At 66.5% G+C, this 21,760-nt stretch carries 24 protein-coding genes; 13 read left to right on the top strand and 11 right to left on the bottom strand.

Going from position 1 to position 21,760, the window contains the following annotated elements; genetic code table 11:
- Nucleotides 1-45: 45 nt before the first annotated feature.
- Both ACIPG5_RS25205 and ACIPG5_RS25200 read right to left on the bottom strand, forming a co-directional pair.
- Complete coding sequence (locus tag ACIPG5_RS25205; protein WP_401378733.1) at nucleotides 46-798, bottom strand: anti-sigma factor family protein; 753 nt, start codon at nucleotides 796-798, stop codon at nucleotides 46-48.
- Nucleotides 795-1,316, bottom strand: a complete 522-nt coding sequence (locus ACIPG5_RS25200; protein WP_236236477.1) for a sigma-70 family RNA polymerase sigma factor — start codon at nucleotides 1,314-1,316, stop codon at nucleotides 795-797. The genes ACIPG5_RS25205 and ACIPG5_RS25200 overlap by 4 nt, the downstream gene beginning before the upstream one ends.
- A 124-nt stretch (nucleotides 1,317-1,440) precedes the next feature.
- On the opposite strand from ACIPG5_RS25200, the gene ACIPG5_RS25195 reads away from it, so the two are divergent.
- The 4 genes from ACIPG5_RS25195 to ACIPG5_RS25180 all read left to right on the top strand — a co-directional run bounded on the left by ACIPG5_RS25195 (nucleotide 1,441) and on the right by ACIPG5_RS25180 (nucleotide 4,934).
- The gene (locus ACIPG5_RS25195; protein WP_176515861.1) at nucleotides 1,441-2,493 is read left to right on the top strand and encodes a catalase family peroxidase; all 1,053 of its coding nucleotides are present in this window, start codon (nucleotides 1,441-1,443) and stop codon (nucleotides 2,491-2,493) included.
- Nucleotides 2,490-3,023, top strand: a complete 534-nt coding sequence (locus ACIPG5_RS25190; RefSeq protein ID WP_176515855.1) for a cytochrome b — start codon at nucleotides 2,490-2,492, stop codon at nucleotides 3,021-3,023. The genes ACIPG5_RS25195 and ACIPG5_RS25190 overlap by 4 nt, the downstream gene beginning before the upstream one ends.
- An 80-nt stretch (nucleotides 3,024-3,103) precedes the next feature.
- On the top strand, nucleotides 3,104-4,309 hold the full coding sequence (locus tag ACIPG5_RS25185) for an MFS transporter (protein WP_401378731.1): 1,206 nt from the start codon (nucleotides 3,104-3,106) through the stop codon (nucleotides 4,307-4,309).
- A gap of 79 nt (nucleotides 4,310-4,388) precedes the next feature.
- Nucleotides 4,389-4,934 carry a cupin domain-containing protein gene (locus ACIPG5_RS25180; protein WP_176515851.1) on the top strand — a complete coding sequence of 182 codons (546 nt, stop codon included), beginning with the start codon at nucleotides 4,389-4,391 and terminating at the stop codon, nucleotides 4,932-4,934.
- A 19-nt stretch (nucleotides 4,935-4,953) separates the two neighbouring features.
- Here ACIPG5_RS25180 and ACIPG5_RS25175 read toward each other — a convergent pair whose 3' ends face one another.
- On the bottom strand, nucleotides 4,954-5,559 hold the full coding sequence (locus tag ACIPG5_RS25175; protein ID WP_286911862.1) for a 2-hydroxychromene-2-carboxylate isomerase: 606 nt from the start codon (nucleotides 5,557-5,559) through the stop codon (nucleotides 4,954-4,956).
- 27 nt (nucleotides 5,560-5,586) lie between these two features.
- Nucleotides 5,587-6,318: an SDR family oxidoreductase gene (locus tag ACIPG5_RS25170; protein WP_176515847.1), complete on the bottom strand. Its 732-nt coding sequence runs from the start codon at nucleotides 6,316-6,318 to the stop codon at nucleotides 5,587-5,589.
- Nucleotides 6,319-6,405: 87 nt separating this feature from the next.
- Here ACIPG5_RS25170 and ACIPG5_RS25165 point away from each other — a divergent pair, with 87 nt between their 5' ends.
- Together ACIPG5_RS25165 and ACIPG5_RS25160 are read left to right on the top strand one after the other, a co-directional pair.
- Nucleotides 6,406-6,969, top strand: a complete 564-nt coding sequence (locus ACIPG5_RS25165; protein ID WP_401378729.1) for a TetR/AcrR family transcriptional regulator — start codon at nucleotides 6,406-6,408, stop codon at nucleotides 6,967-6,969.
- On the top strand, nucleotides 6,956-7,549 hold the full coding sequence (locus ACIPG5_RS25160; protein WP_401378727.1) for a DUF4157 domain-containing protein: 594 nt from the start codon (nucleotides 6,956-6,958) through the stop codon (nucleotides 7,547-7,549). Before ACIPG5_RS25165 ends, ACIPG5_RS25160 begins: the two co-directional genes overlap by 14 nt.
- A gap of 40 nt (nucleotides 7,550-7,589) precedes the next feature.
- On the opposite strand, the gene ACIPG5_RS25155 is transcribed toward ACIPG5_RS25160, so the two are convergent.
- The gene (locus tag ACIPG5_RS25155; protein ID WP_236236484.1) at nucleotides 7,590-8,582 is read right to left on the bottom strand and encodes a bile acid:sodium symporter family protein; all 993 of its coding nucleotides are present in this window, start codon (nucleotides 8,580-8,582) and stop codon (nucleotides 7,590-7,592) included.
- A 119-nt stretch (nucleotides 8,583-8,701) separates the two neighbouring features.
- Here ACIPG5_RS25155 and ampC point away from each other — a divergent pair, with 119 nt between their 5' ends.
- Both ampC and ACIPG5_RS25145 read left to right on the top strand, forming a co-directional pair.
- Nucleotides 8,702-9,850: a class C beta-lactamase gene (gene ampC, locus ACIPG5_RS25150; RefSeq protein ID WP_176515840.1), complete on the top strand. Its 1,149-nt coding sequence runs from the start codon at nucleotides 8,702-8,704 to the stop codon at nucleotides 9,848-9,850.
- Nucleotides 9,851-10,145: 295 nt separating this feature from the next.
- The gene (locus tag ACIPG5_RS25145) at nucleotides 10,146-10,478 is read left to right on the top strand and encodes a hypothetical protein (protein WP_176515838.1); all 333 of its coding nucleotides are present in this window, start codon (nucleotides 10,146-10,148) and stop codon (nucleotides 10,476-10,478) included.
- Nucleotides 10,479-10,523: 45 nt separating this feature from the next.
- Here the strand turns inward: ACIPG5_RS25145 and ACIPG5_RS25140 are convergent, their stop codons facing one another.
- The 4 genes from ACIPG5_RS25140 to ACIPG5_RS25125 form a co-directional block, all read right to left on the bottom strand.
- The gene (locus tag ACIPG5_RS25140; protein ID WP_176515836.1) at nucleotides 10,524-10,823 is read right to left on the bottom strand and encodes a hypothetical protein; all 300 of its coding nucleotides are present in this window, start codon (nucleotides 10,821-10,823) and stop codon (nucleotides 10,524-10,526) included.
- Between the two features lie 145 nt (nucleotides 10,824-10,968).
- Complete coding sequence (locus ACIPG5_RS25135) at nucleotides 10,969-11,157, bottom strand: hypothetical protein (RefSeq protein ID WP_176515834.1); 189 nt, start codon at nucleotides 11,155-11,157, stop codon at nucleotides 10,969-10,971.
- 138 nt (nucleotides 11,158-11,295) lie between these two features.
- Nucleotides 11,296-11,616 carry a YbjQ family protein gene (locus ACIPG5_RS25130; protein WP_027916804.1) on the bottom strand — a complete coding sequence of 107 codons (321 nt, stop codon included), beginning with the start codon at nucleotides 11,614-11,616 and terminating at the stop codon, nucleotides 11,296-11,298.
- 48 nt (nucleotides 11,617-11,664) lie between these two features.
- On the bottom strand, nucleotides 11,665-12,552 hold the full coding sequence (locus ACIPG5_RS25125) for an EamA family transporter (RefSeq protein WP_176515832.1): 888 nt from the start codon (nucleotides 12,550-12,552) through the stop codon (nucleotides 11,665-11,667).
- Nucleotides 12,553-12,787: 235 nt separating this feature from the next.
- On the opposite strand from ACIPG5_RS25125, the gene ACIPG5_RS25120 reads away from it, so the two are divergent.
- A complete protein-coding gene (locus ACIPG5_RS25120; RefSeq protein WP_401378723.1) occupies nucleotides 12,788-14,185 on the top strand; it encodes a purine-cytosine permease family protein in 1,398 nt (465 codons plus the stop codon).
- A 132-nt stretch (nucleotides 14,186-14,317) separates the two neighbouring features.
- Here ACIPG5_RS25120 and ACIPG5_RS25115 read toward each other — a convergent pair whose 3' ends face one another.
- Both ACIPG5_RS25115 and ACIPG5_RS25110 read right to left on the bottom strand, forming a co-directional pair.
- The gene (locus tag ACIPG5_RS25115) at nucleotides 14,318-15,073 is read right to left on the bottom strand and encodes a class II aldolase/adducin family protein (RefSeq protein ID WP_176515828.1); all 756 of its coding nucleotides are present in this window, start codon (nucleotides 15,071-15,073) and stop codon (nucleotides 14,318-14,320) included.
- Nucleotides 15,074-15,090: 17 nt separating this feature from the next.
- A complete protein-coding gene (locus ACIPG5_RS25110) occupies nucleotides 15,091-16,134 on the bottom strand; it encodes an ABC transporter substrate-binding protein (protein WP_314616960.1) in 1,044 nt (347 codons plus the stop codon).
- 171 nt (nucleotides 16,135-16,305) lie between these two features.
- On the opposite strand from ACIPG5_RS25110, the gene ACIPG5_RS25105 reads away from it, so the two are divergent.
- From ACIPG5_RS25105 to ACIPG5_RS25090, 4 genes are all read left to right on the top strand, one after another.
- On the top strand, nucleotides 16,306-18,258 hold the full coding sequence (locus ACIPG5_RS25105; RefSeq protein ID WP_401378721.1) for an FAD-dependent oxidoreductase: 1,953 nt from the start codon (nucleotides 16,306-16,308) through the stop codon (nucleotides 18,256-18,258).
- Between the two features lie 39 nt (nucleotides 18,259-18,297).
- Nucleotides 18,298-18,900: a cupin domain-containing protein gene (locus tag ACIPG5_RS25100; RefSeq protein WP_236236489.1), complete on the top strand. Its 603-nt coding sequence runs from the start codon at nucleotides 18,298-18,300 to the stop codon at nucleotides 18,898-18,900.
- Nucleotides 18,901-19,021: 121 nt separating this feature from the next.
- Complete coding sequence (gene yghU / locus ACIPG5_RS25095; RefSeq protein WP_176515820.1) at nucleotides 19,022-19,861, top strand: glutathione-dependent disulfide-bond oxidoreductase; 840 nt, start codon at nucleotides 19,022-19,024, stop codon at nucleotides 19,859-19,861.
- Nucleotides 19,862-20,027: 166 nt separating this feature from the next.
- The gene (locus ACIPG5_RS25090; protein ID WP_401378718.1) at nucleotides 20,028-21,731 is read left to right on the top strand and encodes an amidase; all 1,704 of its coding nucleotides are present in this window, start codon (nucleotides 20,028-20,030) and stop codon (nucleotides 21,729-21,731) included.
- Nucleotides 21,732-21,760 lie beyond the last annotated feature (29 nt).

Here is a 21,760-nt window from a genome sequence, read left to right as displayed (position 1 = left end):
TCGCAACACTGAAAAAACTCCGCCAGGCCACTTCGCTTAAACGCCTTACAACCCCAACCGCAATACCTCCCCTACCCCCGCCCCACGCACATCGTCGGCCGCACTGACCAGGGCAAAGTTGTACGCCCCATGCGACCAGTACCGCGCCTCCAGTTGCCCATCGACCCGCTGCCCATCCGGCATGCGCTGGTAACGATCGCCTGGCGAGCGCAGGAACAGGCTGATGCGTTGCCCATTGCGGTCCTGGAACACCAGCAACGCCGCCGCCCCCTGTTCATTGCTCAACAAGCGCGCGCCGACAGGCTGGAAGCCGTAGCCGGCAAGGTCCGGCAACTGCCCCACGCGGTTGAAATGCCTGCCAAGCCATTCACGCAACTGGGTCGGGTCGCTGGCCTGGATATCCAGCGCCTCGCTGCCGGCGAACAAGCGATGGGCCTGCACGGCATCGGCCATGGGCAGCTCGCTGCCCGCCAACGTCACCTGCCGCGCCTGCCAGCCGCCCATGCCACCTACGCCAAGCGCCAACAGCAGAACCGCTGCCGAGGCCAGGCGCCGCTGGCGGCGTTGGCGCAAGCGCCGCTGCACCTGCGCAAGGTCAAGCTGCGTGCCCCCCGGCTGCTCGCCAAACCCCGCCAAGGCCGCACGCAGCCGCCGGGCATCGCTGCGCCAGGCGTCGATTCTTGCAGCCTGCTGCGGGTTGGCTGCCAGCCAGGCCTGCACCTCGGCACGCCGCGCCGGCGCCAGGCGCTCGTCGACATAGGCGTGCAGTTCATCTTCGCTGGGGATCAGGCGTGTCATTTCAATCTCCGCAAGGCCGGCGGCTGGGGGTTGCCTTCGGTCAAGTCACGCAGGGCGGCACGGGCGCGGGACAGGCGCGACATCACCGTGCCAATGGGTATGTTCAGGGCCGCGGCGGCCTCCTTGTAGCTCAGCCCCTCGACACTGACCAGCAACAGCAGGGCCCGCTGTTCGGTCGACAAGCGGGCGAAGGCCTGCAGGTCAGCCTGGGCCAGGACGATGTTCTCGATATTGCCGCCCAGTGCCTGCTCTTCCTGCTCGGCGCGGCCGAACCAGGACAACCAGCGGGCATGCAGGCGCTCACGCCGTTTGCTGTCGAGAAACAACCGATAAAGGATGGTGAACAACCAGGCGCGCAACGCCTCTGCCTCGCGCTGCTGGCCACCCCGGCTCAAGGCGCGCTCGACAGTGGCCTGGACCAGGTCGTCGGCGCTGCCGGGCTCGCGGGTCAGCCACAGGGCAAAGCGGCGCAGCCGCTGCAGCAGCTCGCGCCATTGCTGTTCGTCCAGGTCGTGCATGGCAGGTTACCGGCCCTTGGGGTTGTCAGTGTAGGGGGCAGACGCCTGGCGACAAAATTTATTCCAGGCGATGGAATAAGTTTTTCCCTGCCCCGTCGTACTGCCACCTTCACTGAACCGGACGATCACCATGAACGCACCTTTGCACGGGCCCGCCAAGGCCTTGCGCCTGGCGGGCATCGGCGCCGTGATGCTGGCCCTGGGGGCAGGCTTTGCCTACGCCGCCGGCTGGGTCGGCGGGCCACGGCTCACGCCGCAACGCATCATCGACACCTTCGAGGCCCAGGCCGGGCACTACGCGGGCTATCGCAAGAACCACGCCAAGGGCTTGTGCATCAGCGGCTACTTCCAGCCCAGTGGGCAGGCTGCCAGCCTGTCGACCGCGCGCGCCTTCAGCCAGGCCCGGGTGCCGGTGATCGGCCGCTTCGCCATCGGCGGCGCCAACCCGTTCGCCCCGGACACCGGCATACCGGTGCGCAGCCTGGCGATCCAGCTGAGCACCGACGACGGGCAAATCTGGCGCACCGGCATGAACAACCCACCGGTGCTTGCCGTCAGCAACCCGCAAGGCTTCTACGAGCAGGTACTGGCTGGGGCCCCGGTGCCCGGCACCGGCAAACCGGACCCGGCGAAGATGCAGGCATTTTTCGCCGCCCACCCGGAAAGCGCCGCCTTCCGCCAGTGGGCCGCCAGCTACAAGCCCAGCGACAGCTTCGCCAGCACCCAGTACCACAGCATCAACGCCTTTCGCCTGATCGATGGCAGTGGCACGGCCCACCCGGTGCGCTGGCAACTGGAGCCGCAAACACCGTTCTCGCCGCTGCCTGGCCAGGTCGACGACAAGCAGTTCCTGCAACACGACCTGCAGCAACGCCTGGCCCAGGGCCCGCTGCGCTGGACCTTGCGCCTGGTACTGGCCGAGCCCGGTGATGCCGTGGACGACCCGGCCAAACCCTGGCCCGCCGAGCGGCGCAGCGTCGACGCCGGCACCTTGGTGGTCGAACAGGTTGATGGCCCGGAGCAAGGCGCCTGCCGCGACCTGAATTTCGACCCGCTGATCCTGCCCCGTGGCATCGAAGCGTCCGCCGACCCGATCCTCGCCGCCCGCTCGGCCGCCTATTCGGAATCGTTCAACCGCCGCAGCCGCGAATCGCTCGGCACAGGAGCCAAGCCATGAACCCGCAAGCCTTCCACCCGCTGCACCGGTTGCTGCATTGGCTGATGGCGATCCTGATCATTGCGATGCTGTTCATCGGCGTGAGCATGGTCGCCGACCTGTCGCCGCGCCACCCGCTGCTGGTCGAGCTGCACAAGGCCACCGGCCTGGCGCTGCTGGTGCTGGTGCTGCTGCGCATCGGCCTGCGCCTGGCCCTGCCCCATCCTGCCCTGCCCCGCGACCTGCCGCCCCTGCAACGCTGGGCAGCGGGCGCCTCGCACGTGCTGCTCTATGCCCTGATGCTGGCCATGCCCCTGCTGGGCTGGGCCATGCTCTCGGCCGGCGGCTATCCGCGCCCCTTGCAGCTGCCGGCCATCGCCCCGCACGACCTGCAGCTGTATGCGGTACTGCGCCAGGCTCACGGCTGGGCCGGCTACCTGCTGTTCGCCACCGTCGTGGTGCACCTGGGCGCTGCGCTGATGCATGCCCTGGTGCGTCGAGATGGCGTGTTGCGCAGCATGTGGCCAGGCCCGTTGCGCCGCAGCGAATGATGGCAGGCTGCCCAGGCAGGCTCGACACCCGGCAAGCATTCTCATTACTCTTGCCCCTCGACCTGCCCTGGAATGCCTCAATGAATGCCGCAAAGGATACTGCCACCTTCGTTCCCGCCAGCACCCTGGACTTGCGCCCGCTGTTGCTGGTGACCATGGCCTGCACCATGTCGATGATGGCCTTCGTCGCGCTGATCGGGCCGATCGCCCGCCTGCTCGGCATGGCCACCTGGCAAGCCGGCGCGGCAGTGACCGTGGCCGGGGTGGTCTGGGTGCTGCTGGCCCGCCCCTGGGGCCGTGCCGCCGACCGCCTGGGCCGGCGGCGCATCCTGCTGCTGGGCAGTGCCGGCTTTACCCTGGCCTACTGGGTGCTGTGCCTGTTCATCGAAGGCGCCTTGCACTGGCTGCCGGGCGCGACCCTGGCCTTTGTCGGCCTGATGCTCGCCCGTGGCGCCATCGGCGCCTTCTACGCCGCCATCCCGGTGGCCTGCAACGCCCTGATCGCCGACCATGTCGAACCCCAGCGCCGGGCCCGCGCCATGGCCTCGCTGGGCGCGGCCAGCGCCGTCGGCCTGGTGCTGGGGCCGGCGCTGGCCGCGTTGCTGGCCGAGCACAGCCTGAGCCTGCCGTTCCATGTGATGTCGCTGCTGCCGGCCACGGCGTTTCTGGTGCTGCTGTTCAAGCTCAAGCCACAGCCCCTGGCCCACAGCCATGCGCCGAGCCCGGTGCGGTTGAACGACCCACGCCTGCGCCGGCCGCTGCTGGTGGCCTTCAGCGCGATGCTCAGCGTCACCGTTTCGCAGATCATCGTCGGCTTCTTCGCCCTCGACCGCTTGCACCTCGGGCCGGCAGAGGCTGCGCAAACCGCAGGCATTGCGCTGACCACCGTCGGCGTGGCGCTGATCCTGTCCCAGGTCATCCTGCGCCAGTTGCAGTGGCCACCGCTGAAGATGATCCGGGTCGGCGCCAGCGTCTCGGCGCTGGGTTTTGCGGCGGGTGCGCTGGCCACCAGCGCGCCATGGCTGTGGAGCTGCTACTTCGTGGCGGCGGCGGGCATGGGTTTCGTCTTCCCGTCGTTCTCGGCACTGGCGGCCAATGCCATGAAGGCCTCGGAACAGGGCTCGACCGCAGGCTCCATTGGCGCCGCGCAAGGCATGGGCGCGGTGATCGGGCCGCTGGCCGGGACGCTGGTGTATGCCGTCGACCCGCGCCTGCCGTTCCTGGCCGTGGCGCTGCTGTTGCTGCTGGTCGGGCTATGGCCGATGCCGCGCGATCAGCGGGCTTGAGAAGCACAGCGCGCAAGCGTGCAGAGTGTGTTTTAATGCGTCGCCCATTATTTTTAACACCTCTAATTACAAGGCGGCTATGGACACGGGGACACGACTCAAACTGGTGCGTGAACGCAACAACCTCTCCCAGCGGGAGCTGGCCCGCCGCAGCGGGCTGACCAACTCGACGATCTCGCAGATCGAGCAGAACCGCGTCAGCCCGTCGGTCAGTTCCCTGAAGAAGCTGCTCGAAGGTATCCCCATGACCCTGGCGGAGTTCTTCAGCTTCGACGAACCGGTACGCGAAGAACGTTTCGTATTCCGCGCCGGTGAACAGCCGGACCTGGGCCGCAATGGCCTGCGCATGCTGCTGGTCGGTGCCAGTGTCGAGGCGCGCCAGATGCGCATGCTGCGCGAGCTGTATGCCCCGGGCGCCGACTCGGGCGAGCCGATCGTGCATGCCGAAGGCGAAGAATGTGGCCTGGTCACCCGCGGTACCGTGGAGCTGTGGGTCGATGGCCAGGTGAGCATCCTCAACTCCGGCGATGGCTACTACATCCCCACCACCCTGCCCCACAGCTTCAAGAACATCGGCCAGGATGAGGCCGAAATCATCAGCGCCAACACCCCGGCCAATTTCTGATACCCGGCTGCCGGTAGCGCTAGCTGCGCGCCGGCTGACCCAGCGCCTGTTCGACGAAGTCCAGGCGGTCCTGGCCAAAATACATCTGCCCCTCGACAAAGCAGGTCGGCGCGCCGAACACCCCGCGCGCCACAGCCTCTTCGGTCGCCTGCTTGAGCGCGGCCTTCACTTCAGGGTCTGCCGCCAGGGCGTGGAACTGCGCCGGGTCGAAACCGGCCTGGCGCAGTATCTCGTCCAGCACGCCAGCTTCCCCCAGGTTGCGCCGCTGCGCCCATAGCCCATTGAACAGCGCCGCCAGCAGCGCCTCGAAGCGCGCGGGTGCGTGCATCTGCGTGCCCATCACGCCGCGCATCAGCGCCAAGGTGTTGAGCGGAAACCCCGGCGGCAGCCCGAACGGCACGCCATAGCGCGCGGCATAACGACCGAGGTCGGTGAACATGTAGCGGCCCTTGGCCGGGATCATCGCCGGCGATGCATTGCCGGTGGCCTGGAACACCCCGCCCAGCAGCATCGGCCGGTAGCTCAGCGTTGCGCCCTGCCGGGCGCACAGGCCGGGCAGTTGGGTCCAGGCCAGGTAGCTGGCGGGGCTGCCCAGGTCGAAGAAGAACTCGACGGTCTTGCTCATGCGGCACTCTCCTTGAAAAGTCGGGGCTTACCAGCGCTCCATCCACGGGCGCAGGTCGAGTTCGAAGGTCCAGGCGTCGCGCGGCTGGGCGTGCAGGAACCAATAGCTGTCGGCGATGTGCGCGGGGTCGAGGATGCCATCCTGATCCTTGAGGGCGTAGCGCTCAGGGAAGGTGTCGCGGATGAACGCCGTGTCGATGGCGCCGTCCACCACCACGTGGGCGACATGGATGTTCCGCGGCCCCAACTCCCGCGCCATGCTCTGGGCCAGGGCGCGCAAGCCGTGCTTGGCCCCGGCGAAGGCCGCGAACCCGGCCGCGCCGCGGGTGCCGGCAGTGGCTCCGGTGAACAGCAGCGTGCCGCGCTCGCGGGTGACCATGCGCCGGGCCACTGCCTGGGCAGTGAGGAAGCCGGCGAAACACGCCATTTCCCAGATCTTGAAGTACTTGCGCGGGGTTTCGTCGAGGATGCTGCAGGGCACGTTGGCGCCGATGTTGAAGACAAAGGCTTCGATCGGCCCGATATCACGCTCGATCGTGTCGACCAGCTCGGCCACCTCCTCTTCCTTGCGTGCATCGGAGCCAAACCCATGGGCCTGGCCGCCCGCCGCGCGGATCTCGTCCAGCAGCGGTTGCAGCTTTTGCGCCTGGCGCCGGGTCACGCAGGCAATGTAGCCCTCGCGGGCGAAACGCTTGGCAATTTCGCCGCCCGTGGCGTCTCCCGCACCTATCACCAGCACCACTTTTTGTTGTTCTGCCACGTGCGTCTCCATGGGTGAATGATCGTTTAGTAAACGAACGCTATGTTATGATCGCCCCCAACGTCAAGCCAGCGCTCAGAGGTTTCCATGCGCTACTCCAGCGATCACAAGCAACAGACCCGCGACAAGCTGCTGGCCAGCAGCGGTGCGCTGGCCAAGCGCGGCGGTTTCGCCAGCACCGGGGTCGCCGGGCTGATGAAAGCCATCGGCCTGACCGGCGGCGCCTTCTACAACCACTTCCCGTCCAAGGATGACCTGTTCACCGAAGTGGTGCGCCAGGAGCTGGGCAACAGCCCGCTGGCGCGCCTGGCCCAGAAAGGCGCCAGCCGCGAGCGCCTGGAACGCTGCCTGCAGCAGTACCTGAGCATGGCGCACCTGCACAATGCCGAAGGCGGCTGCCCTTTACCGCCCCTGGGCGTGGAAATTGCCCGGGCCGAGCGGCCGGTGCGCGAGCAGGCCGAGCATTGGCTGGTGAGCCTGCACGCGGCCTGGGGCGAAACCCTGGGCGACGACACCCTGGCCTGGGCCTTGATCAGCCAATGTGTCGGTGCGCTGGTGGTCGGCCGCATGCTCGTCAGCGAAAGCGTGCAGGCCCAGGTGCTGGACGCCAGCCGAACCTTCGTCGACAAGGCCTTGAATGAGAGCCGCTAGCCTGCTGCTGCTGATACTGGCCAGTGTGCCGGTGATGGCCGAACAAACCTGCCCGCCCGGGCAATACCAGGTATGCCTGATGGGGTGCTTCTGCGCGCCGATCGACCCGGGCCAGGCCGGCCAGGTGCTCAAGGACGTCGAGGTCATGGCCTCCAGCAGCCTGGCCTTCGCCCTGCGCCAGGCCCGCGATGAGGCCACTGCCAGCGGCAGCCAACCCATCCCTCTGCACATCCGCGCCCAGCTCGAGCCCTGGTACGACTTTGCCGTGCTCGACGCGGCGCGCTACCGGGTGGGCGACGAGCAGCAGGTCAGCGCCGCCAACGCGATGCTGCAGAACCCCGATGTGAACGCGGTGACGCTGATCGACACGATCATCTTCCGCCATGCCAGCGATGCCGAGGACAACGTGGCGCTGTGGGCCCACGAGCTCAAGCATGTGCAGCAGTATCAGGAACTGGGCGTAGAGGAATTTGCCCGGCGCTACACGCGCGACTACCAGGCACTGGAGGGGCCGGCCTACAAGATCGAGGCCGAGGTGGCCAAGGCATTGCGCGAACGCAGCTCAGGCCAGGCGCGCTAGCCGGCCCCTGTGCAGAGGCCGGCGTGAAGGCGCCTTGGGTTCAGGAAGACGCCGCCGCTTGTTCAGGCGCTTCTTCGCGGCTGGCATAGCGCTGGGCCAATACCGCGCACACCATCAGCTGGATCTGGTGGAACAGCATCAACGGCAGGATCATCGCCCCAATGCCGCTGCCCACGAACAGCACCTGGGCCATGGGCACCCCGGTGGCCAGGCTCTTCTTGGAGCCGGCAAAAAGAATGGTGATGCGGTCTTCGAGGTTGAAGCCCAGCACCTTGCCCAGCAGGCGCGTGCCGAACAGCACCACCGCCAGCAGGATGCCGCACACGGCGAACAGCCCTGCCAGGTGCTGCGGCGACACGGTGTGCCACAGCCCGGTGACCACCGCCTCGCTGAACGCGGTGTACACCACCAGCAGGATCGAGCTCTGGTCCACCAGTTTCAGCCAGCGGGCATTGCGCTTGACCCAGGCCCCGATCCAGCGGCGAGCAATCTGCCCGGCCACGAACGGCACCAGCAGTTGCAGGGTGATCTTCAGCACCGCATCCAGGCCCGAGCCGGTGTCGCCACTGGCGCCCAGCAACATCATCACCAGCAGCGGCGTGAGGAAGATGCCCAGCAGGCTGGAGGCGGCCGCGCTGCAGATGGCGGCCGGCACGTTGCCGCGGGCCAGCGAAGTGAAGGCGATGGCCGACTGCACGGTGGCCGGCAAAGCGCACAGGTACAGCACGCCCAGGTACAGCTCGTTGCCTACCAGCGGCACGAACAGCGGCTTGAAGGCCATGCCCAGCAACGGGAACATGACGAAGGTGCAAGAGAATACCAACAGGTGCAGACGCCAGTGCCCGGCGCCGGCAATGATCGCCTCGCGCGACAGCTTGGCGCCATGCAGGAAGAACAGCAGGCCGATGGCCAGGTTGGTCAACCAGCCGAAGTAGACCGCACCGTCGCCCGAGCAGGGCAGCACCGTGGCGAGGAATACCACCCCGAGCAATGCCAGGGTGAAGTTGTCGAACAACATGCGCAAATACTTCATAACCGTTTCCGTCTTGTCGTTGTGCAGGGGCACACGATAAGGTCTGCGGTTTTTTCCTGCTAACGCCGGAACCCCCGCCGGTGTCGCTCAACGGACACAATCCCGAAAAGGACCCTTGCATGCCCCTCACCCGCCTCGCCCCGCTCGTTGCCGCCACTGCCATCGCCCTGGGCAGCGCCACCGCGCATGCCGGCGTTTCACTCAAGGCCCAGGTGGACGCTGTGATCGCCCCGCTGATGAAGGAGCACGACATTGCCGGCATGGCGGTGGCGGTGTTCGCCAACGGCCAGGCGCAGTACTTCAGCTATGGCGTGGCGAGCAAGGCCGGCGGTGAACCGGTAAGCGCCGATACGCTGTTCGAGATCGGCTCGCTGAGCAAGACCTACACCGCCACCCTCGCCGCCCTGGCCAGCGCCGAAGGCAGGCTCGACCTGCAGGCCCCGGCCCGGCGCTACCAGCCGGCCCTGGCCGGCACCGCGCTGGGTGAAGCCAGCGTGCTGGAACTGGGCGCCTACAGCGCCGACTGCCTGCCCTTGCAGTTCCCCGACGAGGTGCAGACCGACCAGCAGGCGCTGGCCTTCCTGCGCAACTGGCAGCCGCGCAGCGCGCGCGGCACCCAGCGCTGCTACTCCAACCCGAGCCTGGGCCTGTTCGGCGACCTCGCCGCGCGCGCGCAAAAGCGCCCGTTCGCCGAGCTGATGAGCCAGGGCCTGTTGCCGCAGATGGGCTTGCAGCACACCTACCTGCAAGTACCGGCCAAGGCCCAGAGCCTGTATGCCCAAGGTTACGACGCCCAGAACCGCCCCGTGCGGGTCAGCCCCGGCCCCTTTGCCGATGAGGCCTACGGCATCAAGACCAGCGCCCGCGACCTGCTGCGCTACGTGCGCCTGCAGGTGCAGCCGGCCGAGCTACCCCAGGCGCTGCGCAAGGCACTGGCCATCACCCAGGCGGGCTACTTCCAGGTGGGCGCCATGACCCAGGGGCTGGGCTGGGAGCGCTACCCCTATCCGGTGTCGCTGGACACCCTGGTCGACGGCAACAGCCCGCGGCTGATCCGCGAACCCCAGGCCACCCAGCGCCTCGACCCGGCCCTGCCTGCCGCAACCCAGGCCTGGTACAACAAGACCGGTTCGACCAATGGTTTTGGCGCCTATGCCGCGTTCATTCCAAGCGAAGGCAAGGCCATCATATTGCTCGCCAACCGCAATTACCCCAACGACGCGCGGGTGCGCGCCGCCTACCGAATTCTCGCCAACCTTGGCCAGTGACCGGCCTGCGCACGTGGATTGTCGAACAATATGTAGTGACTAAAAATATTCACTACAAAACGGTTGACGCCGTTCATCGCCCTTGTGCATGATGAAGCCGTTCCCCGATCGGGAGCGGTGGCAAGGGTGTTCCAGACGGCCTGCGCGGTAACGCAGGTTGTCCGTGGAGAGGGAACTGTCCAAAAGGCAGCGTGAGAAAGCCCCTGTTGCGATGCTGCTGTAGCAGCCTTGGTAGTGCGCTACATGGTGTGGCGCCAACTGTGAAAATCACCAAACAATGGGTAATGGGGGCTTTATGATGAACTTGAACAACAATCCTACGATCGACCAACTGGCCCAGCTGTTCGCCTTGCGCAAAGACAGCCTCGACGACCACTTGCTGTGGGTCAGCCAAACCGGCGAAGTGCGCCTCGACCGCCTGCCGCCGAACACCATCGAAGATGAATTCGAAGCGCACCTGCCCAGCATGCGCGCCCGCTTCAAGGTCTACCGCCGTGGCCAGGGCTACGTCGGCAAGAAGGCCGCCGCCGACACCGAGTTCGTCGGCCGCGTGCTGCAGACCCTGCAACAAGAATGGCCCGCCGCCCGTGAGCGGCAGGCAGTCAAGGTGATCGATCCGCTCAACTGAGCGATTGCACCACTTCCTGAGCCCGGCCCTTCTGGCCGGGCTTTTTCATGCCCGGCGCCGCTGCCGCTGCGGCATTTCGAGGGCGCCGATGGCCAGTGCCCGCGCGCGGTCGACACCCCACACCAATGCCCGGGTCATGGTTTCGCCGGGGCGTGACGGGTAGTACTCCTCCAGCAACGCCCTGCCATCCTGGCCGTACAGCCCCAGGAACAATTGCGTGGCGCCCACCCGCGACAGGCGCACCTGCACATCGAGGGTGGTGCCATCGCTCAACGCTTCATCGTGGCAGCGGCTGTGCAATTGCGCATCCGCCCACTGCCAGTAGGTTTCTTCCCTGACTCGCATGGAACCTCACTCCTTCCTTGCCTGAGATGTCGCGCCAGAAAACCACAACTGCCGGGCTCGGGCGAGCGCAACCCGCCGTTACCATGAGCCGGGTCAAGCAACGACAAGAAAAACCCCGCCACTGGGCGGGGTTGTGTGAACAGGGTCACTTTTTCGGCGGAAGCCTCGGCGTGAAGCGGCCCTTCTTGGCGCGCTGCAGATGGGCCGGCTGCAGTTGTTCCGAATCGTCCAGGGTCATGTGCGCGAAGCCCAGGCGGAAGGCCGACTGGCCGCAGCGCACCTGGCTGTTGATCGGAAACGCATCGTTCATGTCTTCGAAAAAGGACTCGCTCATGCCCCGTCTCCCACAGTGGCGACTGCGCCGGCAACAACAGGGTTTGCCTAGGAAAACGCAGCCTGTGAAAGTGAGACTAGCCGGTCATTTGCAGACTGCCCGGCCGAGCAAATCGCCAGCCGACCAGTGGCACTTTGCCTACTTCAGGCGCACGGCGGTGCCGGTGGCAAATACCACGACCATGCCGCCCTGCACCGACGGCATGCTGATTTCGAAGTCGACACCCACCACGGCATCGGCCTGCAACTGCCGTGCCCGCGCCTTGAGTTCTTCGGTCGCCTGCTCGCGCGCCTCACGCAGCGCGCTTTCCAGGGTCTGCGAGCGGCCCCCGAAGACGTCGCGAAAGCGTGTGAAGAAATCGCGCACGAAGTTGATGCCCTGCACCGATTCGGAACTGACCACGCCGAGGTACTCGGCTATCGGGCGGCCTTCGAGCTGGCTGGTGGTGGAAATGATCATGGGGAGCTCCATTGGCCTGGCAAAGACGCCAGTCTAACAAAGCCCTGCTCACTGGGCGCTGGCAGCCCTCAAGCGCTGCCCGAGCTTGGGCCCGAACACATTGACCAGCAACCCCAGCATCACCAGCAGCGCGCCCCACCCCTGCACCGCGGTCAGCCGCTCCCCCAGCAACCACGCCGAAGAACTCAGGCCGATCACCGGCACCAGCAGCGAGAACGGCGCGACCTTGCCCGCCGGGTGGCGCGACAGCAAGGTGCTCCACAGGCTGTAGCCGAGCATGGTAGCGACGAACGCGAGGTAAGCCAGGGCCAGCACCGAGCTCCAGCCGATGTTGAGCAAGGCATGGCTGATACGCGCCGGCCCCTCCAGCCACCAGGACAACGCCAGGAACGGCAGCGGCGGAATCAGCCCGCCCCAGATCACCAGCGCCACCAAGTCCACCGACCCGAAGCGGCGGGTGATGATGTTGCCCATGCCCCACATGGCCCCCGCGCACAGGGTCAGCAGCAGCGCCACCATCGGCACGTGGCCGCCGTCTTCGCTGCCGATCAGCGCCAGGCCGCTGGCGGCCACCAGCAGGCCCAGCACGCTGGCCAGGCGCAGCCGCTCGCCGAGAAACAGCGCGGCGAAGCCCAGGGTGAAGAAGGCCTGCGACTGCAGCACCAGCGACGCCAGGCCCGGCGGCATGCCGCTGTACATGGCCTGGAAGAGGAAGGCGAACTGGCCCAGCGAAATCGTCGCGCCATAGGCGATCAACCAGCGCCACGGCAATTTCGGGCGCTTGACCAGCAGCACCGCCGGGAAGGCGACCAGCAAAAAGCGCAACGCCCCGAGCAGCATCGGTGGCAGGCCATCGAGGCCGACCTTGATGACCACGAAATTGATACCCCAGGCGACGATGACCACCAGGGCGATCAGCAAATCCTTCAGTGGCATTGCGACTACTTCCTTATTCAAGCGTTCTAGACATATTTCGTTACAGCATACGGCCATCGCCCGCCCAAAGACCGGCACAGTTGCCGCCCAGCCTGGCGTAACAGTCAGCTGTCGTGGCCCGCAAGCTTCACTTGACCCTACTTGTATAGACATGCTCATATCAGAGCCAGGCCGCGCATGCGACGTGCCGCCCGTGGCCCCTCCCCGACACAAAAACAATGAAGCGGAGCCCCAAATGTCCAGCAAACCCGTGCTCGAACGGCGTTCGATCGACTACATCCCCGAGGCCGAACGCCATGGCAAGGTGTACAGCCAATTCACCCTGTGGCTAGGCGCCAACCTGCAGATAACCGCCATCGTCACCGGCGCCCTGGCCGTGGTGCTGGGCGGCGACGTGTTCTGGTCGCTGATCGGCCTGCTGCTGGGGCAGTTGATCGGTGGCGCGGTCATGGCCCTGCACGCCGCCCAAGGCCCGCGCCTGGGCTTGCCGCAGATGATTTCCAGCCGGGTGCAGTTCGGGGTCTATGGCGCGGCCATCCCGATGGTGCTGGTGTGCCTGATGTACCTGGGCTTCACCGCCACTGGCACGGTGCTGTCGGGCCAGGCCATCGGCCAGTTGCTGAGCGTCAGCGACAGCACCGGCATTCTGATCTTCGCCGCGGTGATCGTGCTTGCGACCCTGGCCGGCTACCGGGTGATCCACTGGATCGGGCGGATCGCCAGCGTGCTCGGCATCATCGCCTTCGTCTACCTGTTCAGCCGCATCCTGCTGATTACCGACATCGGCCAGTTGCTCGACAACCGCCACTTCAGCTGGGCCTCGTTCCTGCTCGCGGTGTCGCTGGCGGCGTCCTGGCAGATCGCCTTCGGCCCCTACGTCGCCGACTATTCGCGTTACCTGCCCAGCAGCACTTCGCCGCTCAAGACCTTCCTCGCCGCCGGGCTGGGTTCGGTGATCGGCGCGCAGGCCTCGATGATCCTCGGGGTATTCGCCGCCGCCATCGCTGGCGGTGAATTTTCCGGCCGCGAGGTGGCGTACATCGTCGGCCTGGGCGGCGCGGGGACTACGGCGGCCCTGCTGTATTTCAGCATCGCATTCGGCAAGGTGACCATTTCCACGCTGAATTCCTACGGCAGCTTCATGTGTATCGCCACCATCATCAGCGGTTTCCGGGGCAATCTTGCGATCAGCCGCACCCAGCGCCTGCTGTTCGTGCTGCTGATCGTCGGCGCCGCAACCCTGCTGGCGCTGCTCGGCCAGCACTCGTTCCTCAGCGCCTTCAAGTCGTTCATCCTGTTCCTGCTGACGTTCTTCGTGCCCTGGAGTGCGGTCAACCTGGTGGACTACTACTTCATCACCAAGGAGCGCTACGACGTGCCCGCGCTGGCCGATCCCGATGGCCGCTACGGCCGCTGGAACTGGCCCGGCATCAGCGTGTACACCGCAGGCGTGCTGGTGCAGATGCCATTCATCGACACCAAGCTGTACACCGGCCCCATGGTCGCGCACCTGGGCGGCGTGGATGTGTCCTGGCTGATCGGCCTGGTGGTGCCCAGCCTGCTCTATTACTGGGTGGCTCGGCACCGCGCCGCCCAAGCCCCGGCCCGCATGATCGTCCCTGAGTTGCGTTGAGCCCTGGGCTTCCAGAGTCGCTGTAGGAGCCGGCTTGCCGGCGATGAGGCCAGCACAGTCAGGCCCTATCGCCGGCAAGCCGGCTCCCACAAGTTCTGCAGCAGGCCTTGCTGCATGGTCCAGAGGTTGGAATCAGTTGCGATAATCCGGCGCCGTTCTGTCGAGCATCCGCAGCAACGCCGCCCAGGCCAGCTGCAGGGCATCCGGGTCGGTCAGCTCGCCTTGCTTGAGCCCCCGCGCCGGCTCGTTGAACTGCCGCTCGGTGTGCGCGCACACTTCTGCCGCCGGCAGCACCAGTTGCCCGGCACTCTGCGCCGCCAGCTGGATCTCGCAGGCCTTCTCCAGGTAGTACATGCGCAGGAACGCCTCGGCCACATTGCGCCCGGTGGTCAGCAGGCCGTGGTTGCGCAGGATCATCACCGGCTTGTCGCCCAGGTCCGCCACCAGCCGCTGCTGCTCGTCCATGTCCAGGGCGATGCCCTCGTAGGCGTGGTAGGCCACCTTGCCGTAGAACTCCATGGAAATCTGGTTCACCGCCAGCAACCCGCACTCCAGCGCCGCCACCGCACAGCCGGCACGGGTATGGGTGTGCAGCACGCACTGGGCGTCCTCGCGGGCGCCGTGGATGGCGCTGTGGATGACGAAGCCGGCCGGGTTGACCGGGTGCGGGGTCGGCTCCACCGGCCTGCCCTGCAGGTCGATCTTGACCAGGCTGGATGCCGTGATCTCGTCGAACAAAAGGCCGTAGGGGTTGATCAGGAAATGATGCTCCGGCCCCGGCAGGCGCACCGAGATGTGGGTGAAGATGAGGTCCGACATGCGAAAGTGAGCGATCAGCCGGTAACAGGCGGCCAATTGCTCGCGCAACGATTGTTCAGCAGTGCTCATGGTTGGTCATCCTTCACTCATTTACTGGCCCAGGCATTGAACCGCTGCTCCAGCTCCTCGCCATGGTCGACCCAGAAGTCGACGTTCATGGCCAGGGCGCCCTGCAGGTTCTGCGGCGAGGTCGGCACCCAGCTGGCCAGTGCCGGGTCAAGCTTGGCGGCCGCCTGGGTGTTGGTCGGGCCATAGGGAATTTGCTCGACATAGCGCACCTGGGTATCGGGCTGGTTGGCATAGCTGATCAGCCGCTTGGCCTGGTCGACATGTTTCGAGCCCTTGATGATGGCCCAGTAATCCATGCCATACAAACTGCCCGGCCACACCAGGGCCAGCGGGCTGCCCTGCTGCGCAGCGACGGCGATGCGGCCACTGTAGGTCGAGGTCATCACCACGTCGCCGGCGGCCAGCCATTGGGCCGGTTGCGCGCCGGCATCCCACCACTGGATGTAGGGCTTGAGTTCGCTGAGCTTGGCGAAGGCTCGATCCACCCCCGCCGGGGTCGACAGCACCTTGTACACGTCATCGACCTTGACGCCGTCGGCCATCAGGGCGAATTCCAGGTTGTACACCGCGCGCTTGCGCAGGCCGCGTTTGCCCGGGTACTTCTTCACATCCCAGAAGTCGGCCCAGGAGCCGGGCGCCGCAGCCAGCTTGTTGCGGTCGTAGGCGATCGCCACGCTCCACACCAGCGCCGCCGAGCCGCAGGCCTGGGCGGCATCGGGTATCAGTTCGGCGGCGTGCCCCAGCCGCTGCCAGTCGAGGTGCTCGTAGATGCCCTCGTCGCAGCCCCGGGCCAGGTCCGGCCCTTCGATCTGCACCACATCCCAGTCGACATTGCCGGTATCGGCCATCACCTGGATACGCGCCATCTCGCCGTTGTATTCGCTCTGGATCAACTGGCTGCCGTCCTGGGCGCTGAAAGGCTGGAAGATCGCCACATCCTGGGCTTTCTGACCGGCGCCGCCATAGCCGACCACGACCATCTGCGGCGCTGCTTGCGCGCTGCCAAGGCCGACGGCCAACAGCGCTGCACATAAACCGGTACTGCGAGGGAATGCCTGCATCGAATTGCCTCCTGCCGGTGCCCGAAGGGCCCGTTTTCTTGTTGTTGTGAGGACATGCCCACTGGCGTGGGTGAGAAAAACCTAGTCGGGCGCCAGTAAAAAAACAAGTTGATTTTTTACTGAAGCTACACTTTCATGATCAAAACAAGAACAACACCGGAGCAGCACCGCATGTCGACCGCCTTCGCTCACCTGTTCGAGCCCTTGCAGATCCGTGGCAAGCGCCTGAAGAACCGCATCATGTCCACCGGCCACGACACCTGCCTGCCCAGCGACAACCTGGTCAACGACAAGCTCATCGCCTACCAGAGCGCCCGCGCCGCAGGCGGCGTGGGGCTGATCGTGCTGCAGGTGGCCGGGGTGCACGACAGCGCCCGCTACACCTCCCATGTGCTGATGGCCACCGACGATGCCTGCATCGACGGTTATCGGCGCCTGGCCGAGGCGTGCCACGCCCATGGCACGGTGGTGCTGTCGCAGCTGTTTCACCCCGGGCGCGAGATCATGGAGTCGGCCGACGGCCTGCTGGCGGTCGCCTACTCGGCTTCGGCCGTGCCCAACGAACGGTTCCGGGTGATGCCACGGGCGCTGGACCAGGCGATGATCGACGAGATCGTCCAGGGCTATGCCGATGCCGCCCGCCGCCTCTACCAGGCCGGCCTGGATGGCGTCGAAGTGGTGGCCAGCCATGGCTACCTGCCGGCGCAGTTCCTCAACCCACGGGTCAACCTGCGCAGCGACGGCTACAACGGCGGCCTGGAACAGCGCCTGCGCTTTTTGCGCGAAGTGCTGCAGGCCGTGCGCGCGGCCACCGACGAAAACTTTATCGTCGGCCTGCGCATCAGTGCCGACGAGCGCGACAGCGAGGGCCTGAGCGAAGATGAATCGCTGGCCGCCGCCGAAGCCCTGCAAGGCCAGCTCGACTACCTGCACATCGTCGCCGGCACCTCGGCCTCGCTCGGCGGCGCCGTGCACATCGTGCCGCCGATGGCCATCGCGCCGGCGTATCTGGCCCGCGAGGCCGGTACCTTCAAGCAGCGCCTGGACATCCCGCTGTTCGTCACCGGGCGCATCAACCAGCCGCAGGAAGCGGAGCTGATCCTGGCCCGTGGCCAGGCCGATGTCTGCGGCATGACCCGCGCACTGATCTGCGACCCGGACATGCCGGGCAAGACCGAGCAAGGCAAGGTGGAGGACGTGCGCGCCTGCATCGCCTGCAACCAGGCCTGCATCGGCCACTTCCACCGGGGCCTGCCGATCTCCTGCATCCAGCATCCGGAAACGGGGCGCGAGCTGCAGTACGGCACGCTCAAGCCCACCACCGCGCCCAAGCGCATCATGGTGGCAGGCGGCGGCCCTGCCGGCATGAAGGCGGCTGCCGTGGCGGCCGCGCGCGGGCACGACGTCACGTTGTATGAAGCCAACGCGCAGCTCGGCGGCCAGGTGCTGCTGGCGCAACTGCTGCCCCGGCGCGCCGAGTTCGGCGGCGCCAGCACCAACCTGCAGCGCGAAATGCAATTGGCGGGTGTATGCGTGGTACGTAATACGCGGGTCGATCGCGCCCTGGTCGAACGTGAGCGCCCGGACCTGGTGATCGCCGCCACCGGCGCGACGCCCTACTGGCCGGCCTTCGAACGCAGCGGCGAACTGCAGGTGGTGGATGCCTGGCAAGTGCTGCGCAATGAAGTGACCCCAGGCCGTTCGGTCATGGTGCTGGACTGGCGCTGCGACTGGGTCGGCCCCGGCATCGCCGAACGCCTGGTCCGCGATGGCCACCAGGTGCAGTTGGCGGTCAATGGCACCCATTGCGGGGAAAACTTGCCGCTGTACGTGCGCGACCAGCTGGCCGGCGAGCTGCATCGCCTGGGCATCCCGATCACCCCGTATGCACGCTTGTACGGCTGCGACGACAACACCGTTTACCTGCAGCACACCGCCAGCGGCGAACCGATGATCTTCGAGGGCATCGACACCCTGGTGCTGTGCCTGGGCCACCAGCCGCAAGACACCCTGGCCGAGGAACTGGCCGGGCTGGTCGAGGTGCGGCGCATCGGCGACTGCCTGGCGCCGCGCACCGCCGAGGAGGCGATCCATGATGGCCTGACAGTTGCCTGGGCGCTCTGAGGCTGGCCATACTGCCGCTTTCCCGATGGACCGACGCGCATGAGCCAGCAGCCCCAGACCCCGCCCGCCGCCGAAGACGGCGGCGCCGCGCCGCAGTTTCTTGGCACCCGCATTCGCGGCCTGCGCAAACGCCGGGGCATGACCCTGGCGGAGCTGGCGGCGCAGAGCGAACTGACCGCAGGCTACATCAGCCAGCTCGAGCGCAACCTGTCGTACCCGTCGATCCCGGCGCTGTTCAACATCGCCCGCAGCCTGGGCGTGACCATCCAGTGGTTCTTCGCCAGCGAAGCCAGCACCGCGCCCGAAGACCAGGGGTATGTGGTGCGGCGCAACAGCCGGCTGAGCGTGCATTACGAAGACGGCATCGTCGACCAGTTGCTCACCCCCCAGCCCAACCGCCAGCTGGAGATGCTGCATTCACGCTTTCCACCCGGCACCTACAGCCAGCAGAGCTACAGCCACGAAGGCGAAGAAGCCGGCTACCTGCTCTCGGGCAGTTTCGAGCTGTGGGTGGGCGAGCGCTACTTCCAGCTCAGCGAAGGCGACAGCTTCAGCTTCTCAAGCCAGGAGCCGCACCGCTATGGCAACCCCGGCGAGGTGGACGCCGTGGTGGTCTGGGTGATCACCCCGCCGACGTTCTGATGGCGTTGGCGGCGCATCCGCGCCATGCGCGCAATGCATTTGCGCTGGGCGACGAACCCATGGCATAGATGCAGGTCAACGTCTGTATGTGTCTGCATCACGCCATTCAAGGAGTTCGTGCATGAGCAAGCCCCCCTATGTCCCGCCCAAGGTCTGGCGCAACGACGCGGCGTCCGGCGGCCAGTTCGCCAGCATCAACCGCCCGATCGCAGGCCCCACCCACGACAAGGACTTGCCGGTGGGCAAGCACCCCTTGCAGCTGTATTCACTGGCCACGCCCAACGGCGTGAAGGTCACCATCCTGCTCGAAGAGCTGCTCGCCCTTGGCCACGCCGGCGCCGAGTACGATGCCTGGCTGATCCGCATCGGTGAGGGCGACCAGTTCTCCAGCGGCTTCGTCCAGGTCAACCCCAACTCGAAGATCCCCGCCCTGCTCGACCGCAGCGTCGAACCGCCGGTGCGGGTGTTCGAGTCCGGCTCGATCCTGCTGTACCTGGCCGAAAAGTTCGGTGCATTCCTGCCCAAGAGCCCTGCCGCACGCACCGAAAGCCTGAACTGGTTGTTCTGGCAGATGGGCGCGGCACCGTACCTGGGCGGCGGCTTCGGCCACTTCTATGTGTATGCGCCGGAGAAGTTCGAGTACGCCATCAACCGCTTCACCATGGAAGCCAAGCGCCAGCTGGATGTGCTCGAACGCCGCCTGGCCGAAAGCCGCTACCTCGGTGGCGACGAATACAGCATTGCCGACATTGCCGTGTGGCCCTGGTATGGCCAGCTGGTGCGCGGCAACCTGTATGGCGCGGCGGAGTTCCTGGCGGTGCACGAGTACCCGCAGGTGCAGCGCTGGGCCGAAGAGATTGCCCAGCGGCCGGCCGTGCAGCGCGGCACGCGGGTCAACCGCACCTGGGGCGATGAAGACACCCAGGTGCCCGAGCGGCATGCCGCAGCGGACCTGGACTGAGCGTACCGGGGCCGCGTCGCGGCCCTTTCGCCGGGCAAGCCCGCCGCCACCGGGGCGACAATGCCCCCTTGCAAAAAACCATTTCTGCCGCGCAAACCTCCCTCCCCTGGCACCTTCTTGTACACTCCTCGCAAAAGCCCCCACCTGCACAATTTTTGGTGAAAGCATGATCGAGGTAACCGAGGTTTCCATTGCCGAGCTGCGCGATGCGCTCGAAGCAGGCCGCACGACGGCGGTCGAGCTGGTCAAGGCCTACCAGGCGCGTATCGACGCCTACGATGGAGCCGATACCGCCACCGCCCTGAACGCCGTGGTAGTGCGCAACCCAGAAGCGTTGAAAGAAGCCGAGGCTTCCGACGCCCGCCGCGCCAAGGGCCAGCTGCTGAGCCCACTGGATGGCATCCCCTACACCGCCAAGGACAGCTACCTGGTCAAGGGCCTGACAGCCGCCTCCGGCAGCCCGGCCTTCAAGGACCTGGTGGCCCAGCGCGACGCTTTCACCATCGAGCGCCTGCGCGCCGCCGGTGCCGTGTGCCTGGGCAAGACCAACATGCCGCCGATGGCCAACGGCGGCATGCAGCGCGGCGTGTATGGCCGCGCCGAAAGCCCGTACAACGCCAACTACCTGACCGCGCCGTTCGCCTCTGGCTCCTCCAACGGCGCCGGTACCGCGACCGCCGCCAGCTTCAGCGCCTTCGGCCTGGCCGAGGAAACCTGGTCCAGCGGCCGTGGCCCTGCCTCGAACAACGGCCTGTGCGCCTACACCCCTTCGCGTGGGGTGATCTCGGTGCGCGGCAACTGGCCGCTGACGCCGACCATGGACGTGGTGGTCCCGTATGCCCGGACCATGGCCGACCTGCTGGAAATCCTCGACGTGGTGGTGGCCGACGACGCCGACCCGCGTGGCGACCTGTGGCGCCTGCAGCCGTGGGTGCCGATCCCGGCCGCCTCGAAGGTGCGCCCGGCGTCCTACCTGGACCTGGCGGTCGATGCCAGCTCGCTCAAGGGCAAGCGTTTCGGCGTGCCGCGCATGTACATCAATGCCGACCCTGAGGCCGGCACTTCGGAAAAACCTGGCATCGGCGGCCCGACCGGCCAGCGCATCAACACCCGCGCCACCGTCATCGACCTGTGGCAGCAGGCCCGCCAGGCCCTGGAAGCGGCCGGTGCCGAAGTCATCGAAGTGGACTTCCCGCTGGTATCCAACTGCGAAGGCGACCGCCCGGGCGCACCCACCGTGTACAACCGCGGCATCGTCACCAAGGAATTCCTCCACGACGAGCTGTGGGAGCTGTCGGGCTGGGCGTTCGACGACTTCCTGCGCGCCAACGACGACCCCAAGCTCAACCGCCTGGCCGACGTCGATGGCCCGCAGATCTTCCCCCACGACCCGGGCACCCTGCCCAACCGTGAGGACGACCTGGCTGCCGGCATGGACGAGTACGTCAACATGGCCAAGCGCGGCCTGAAGACCTGGGACCAGATCGAAACCCTGCCCGACGGCCTGCGCGGCCTGGAGAAAACCCGCAAGCTCGACCTGGAAGACTGGATGGACAACCTGGGCCTGGACGCCGTGCTGTTCCCGACCGTGGCCGACGTGGGCCCGGCCGATGCCGACGTCAACCCGGCCTCTGCGGACATCGCCTGGAGCAACGGGATCTGGGTGGCCAACGGCAACCTCGCCATCCGCCACCTGGGCGTGCCGACCGTGACCGTGCCGATGGGCGTGATGGCCGACATCGGCATGCCGGTGGGCCTGACCTTCGCCGGCCGCGCCTACAGCGACAACAACCTGCTGAGCTTCGCGGCCGCATTCGAGTCGACCGGCTCGCGCCGCATGATCCCGCCGCGCACCCCTGCGCTGGGATGATTGTTCGCTAGAGGTTTGCATCGTTGCGT

This window comes from Pseudomonas sp. NPDC087029 (assembly GCF_044745345.1).
In the GTDB taxonomy this organism is placed as follows: Bacteria; Pseudomonadota; Gammaproteobacteria; order Pseudomonadales; family Pseudomonadaceae; genus Aquipseudomonas; species Aquipseudomonas faucium.
The sequence above is the reverse complement of the archived record's forward strand: the minus strand, read 5'-3'. Positions and strand labels throughout refer to the sequence as shown.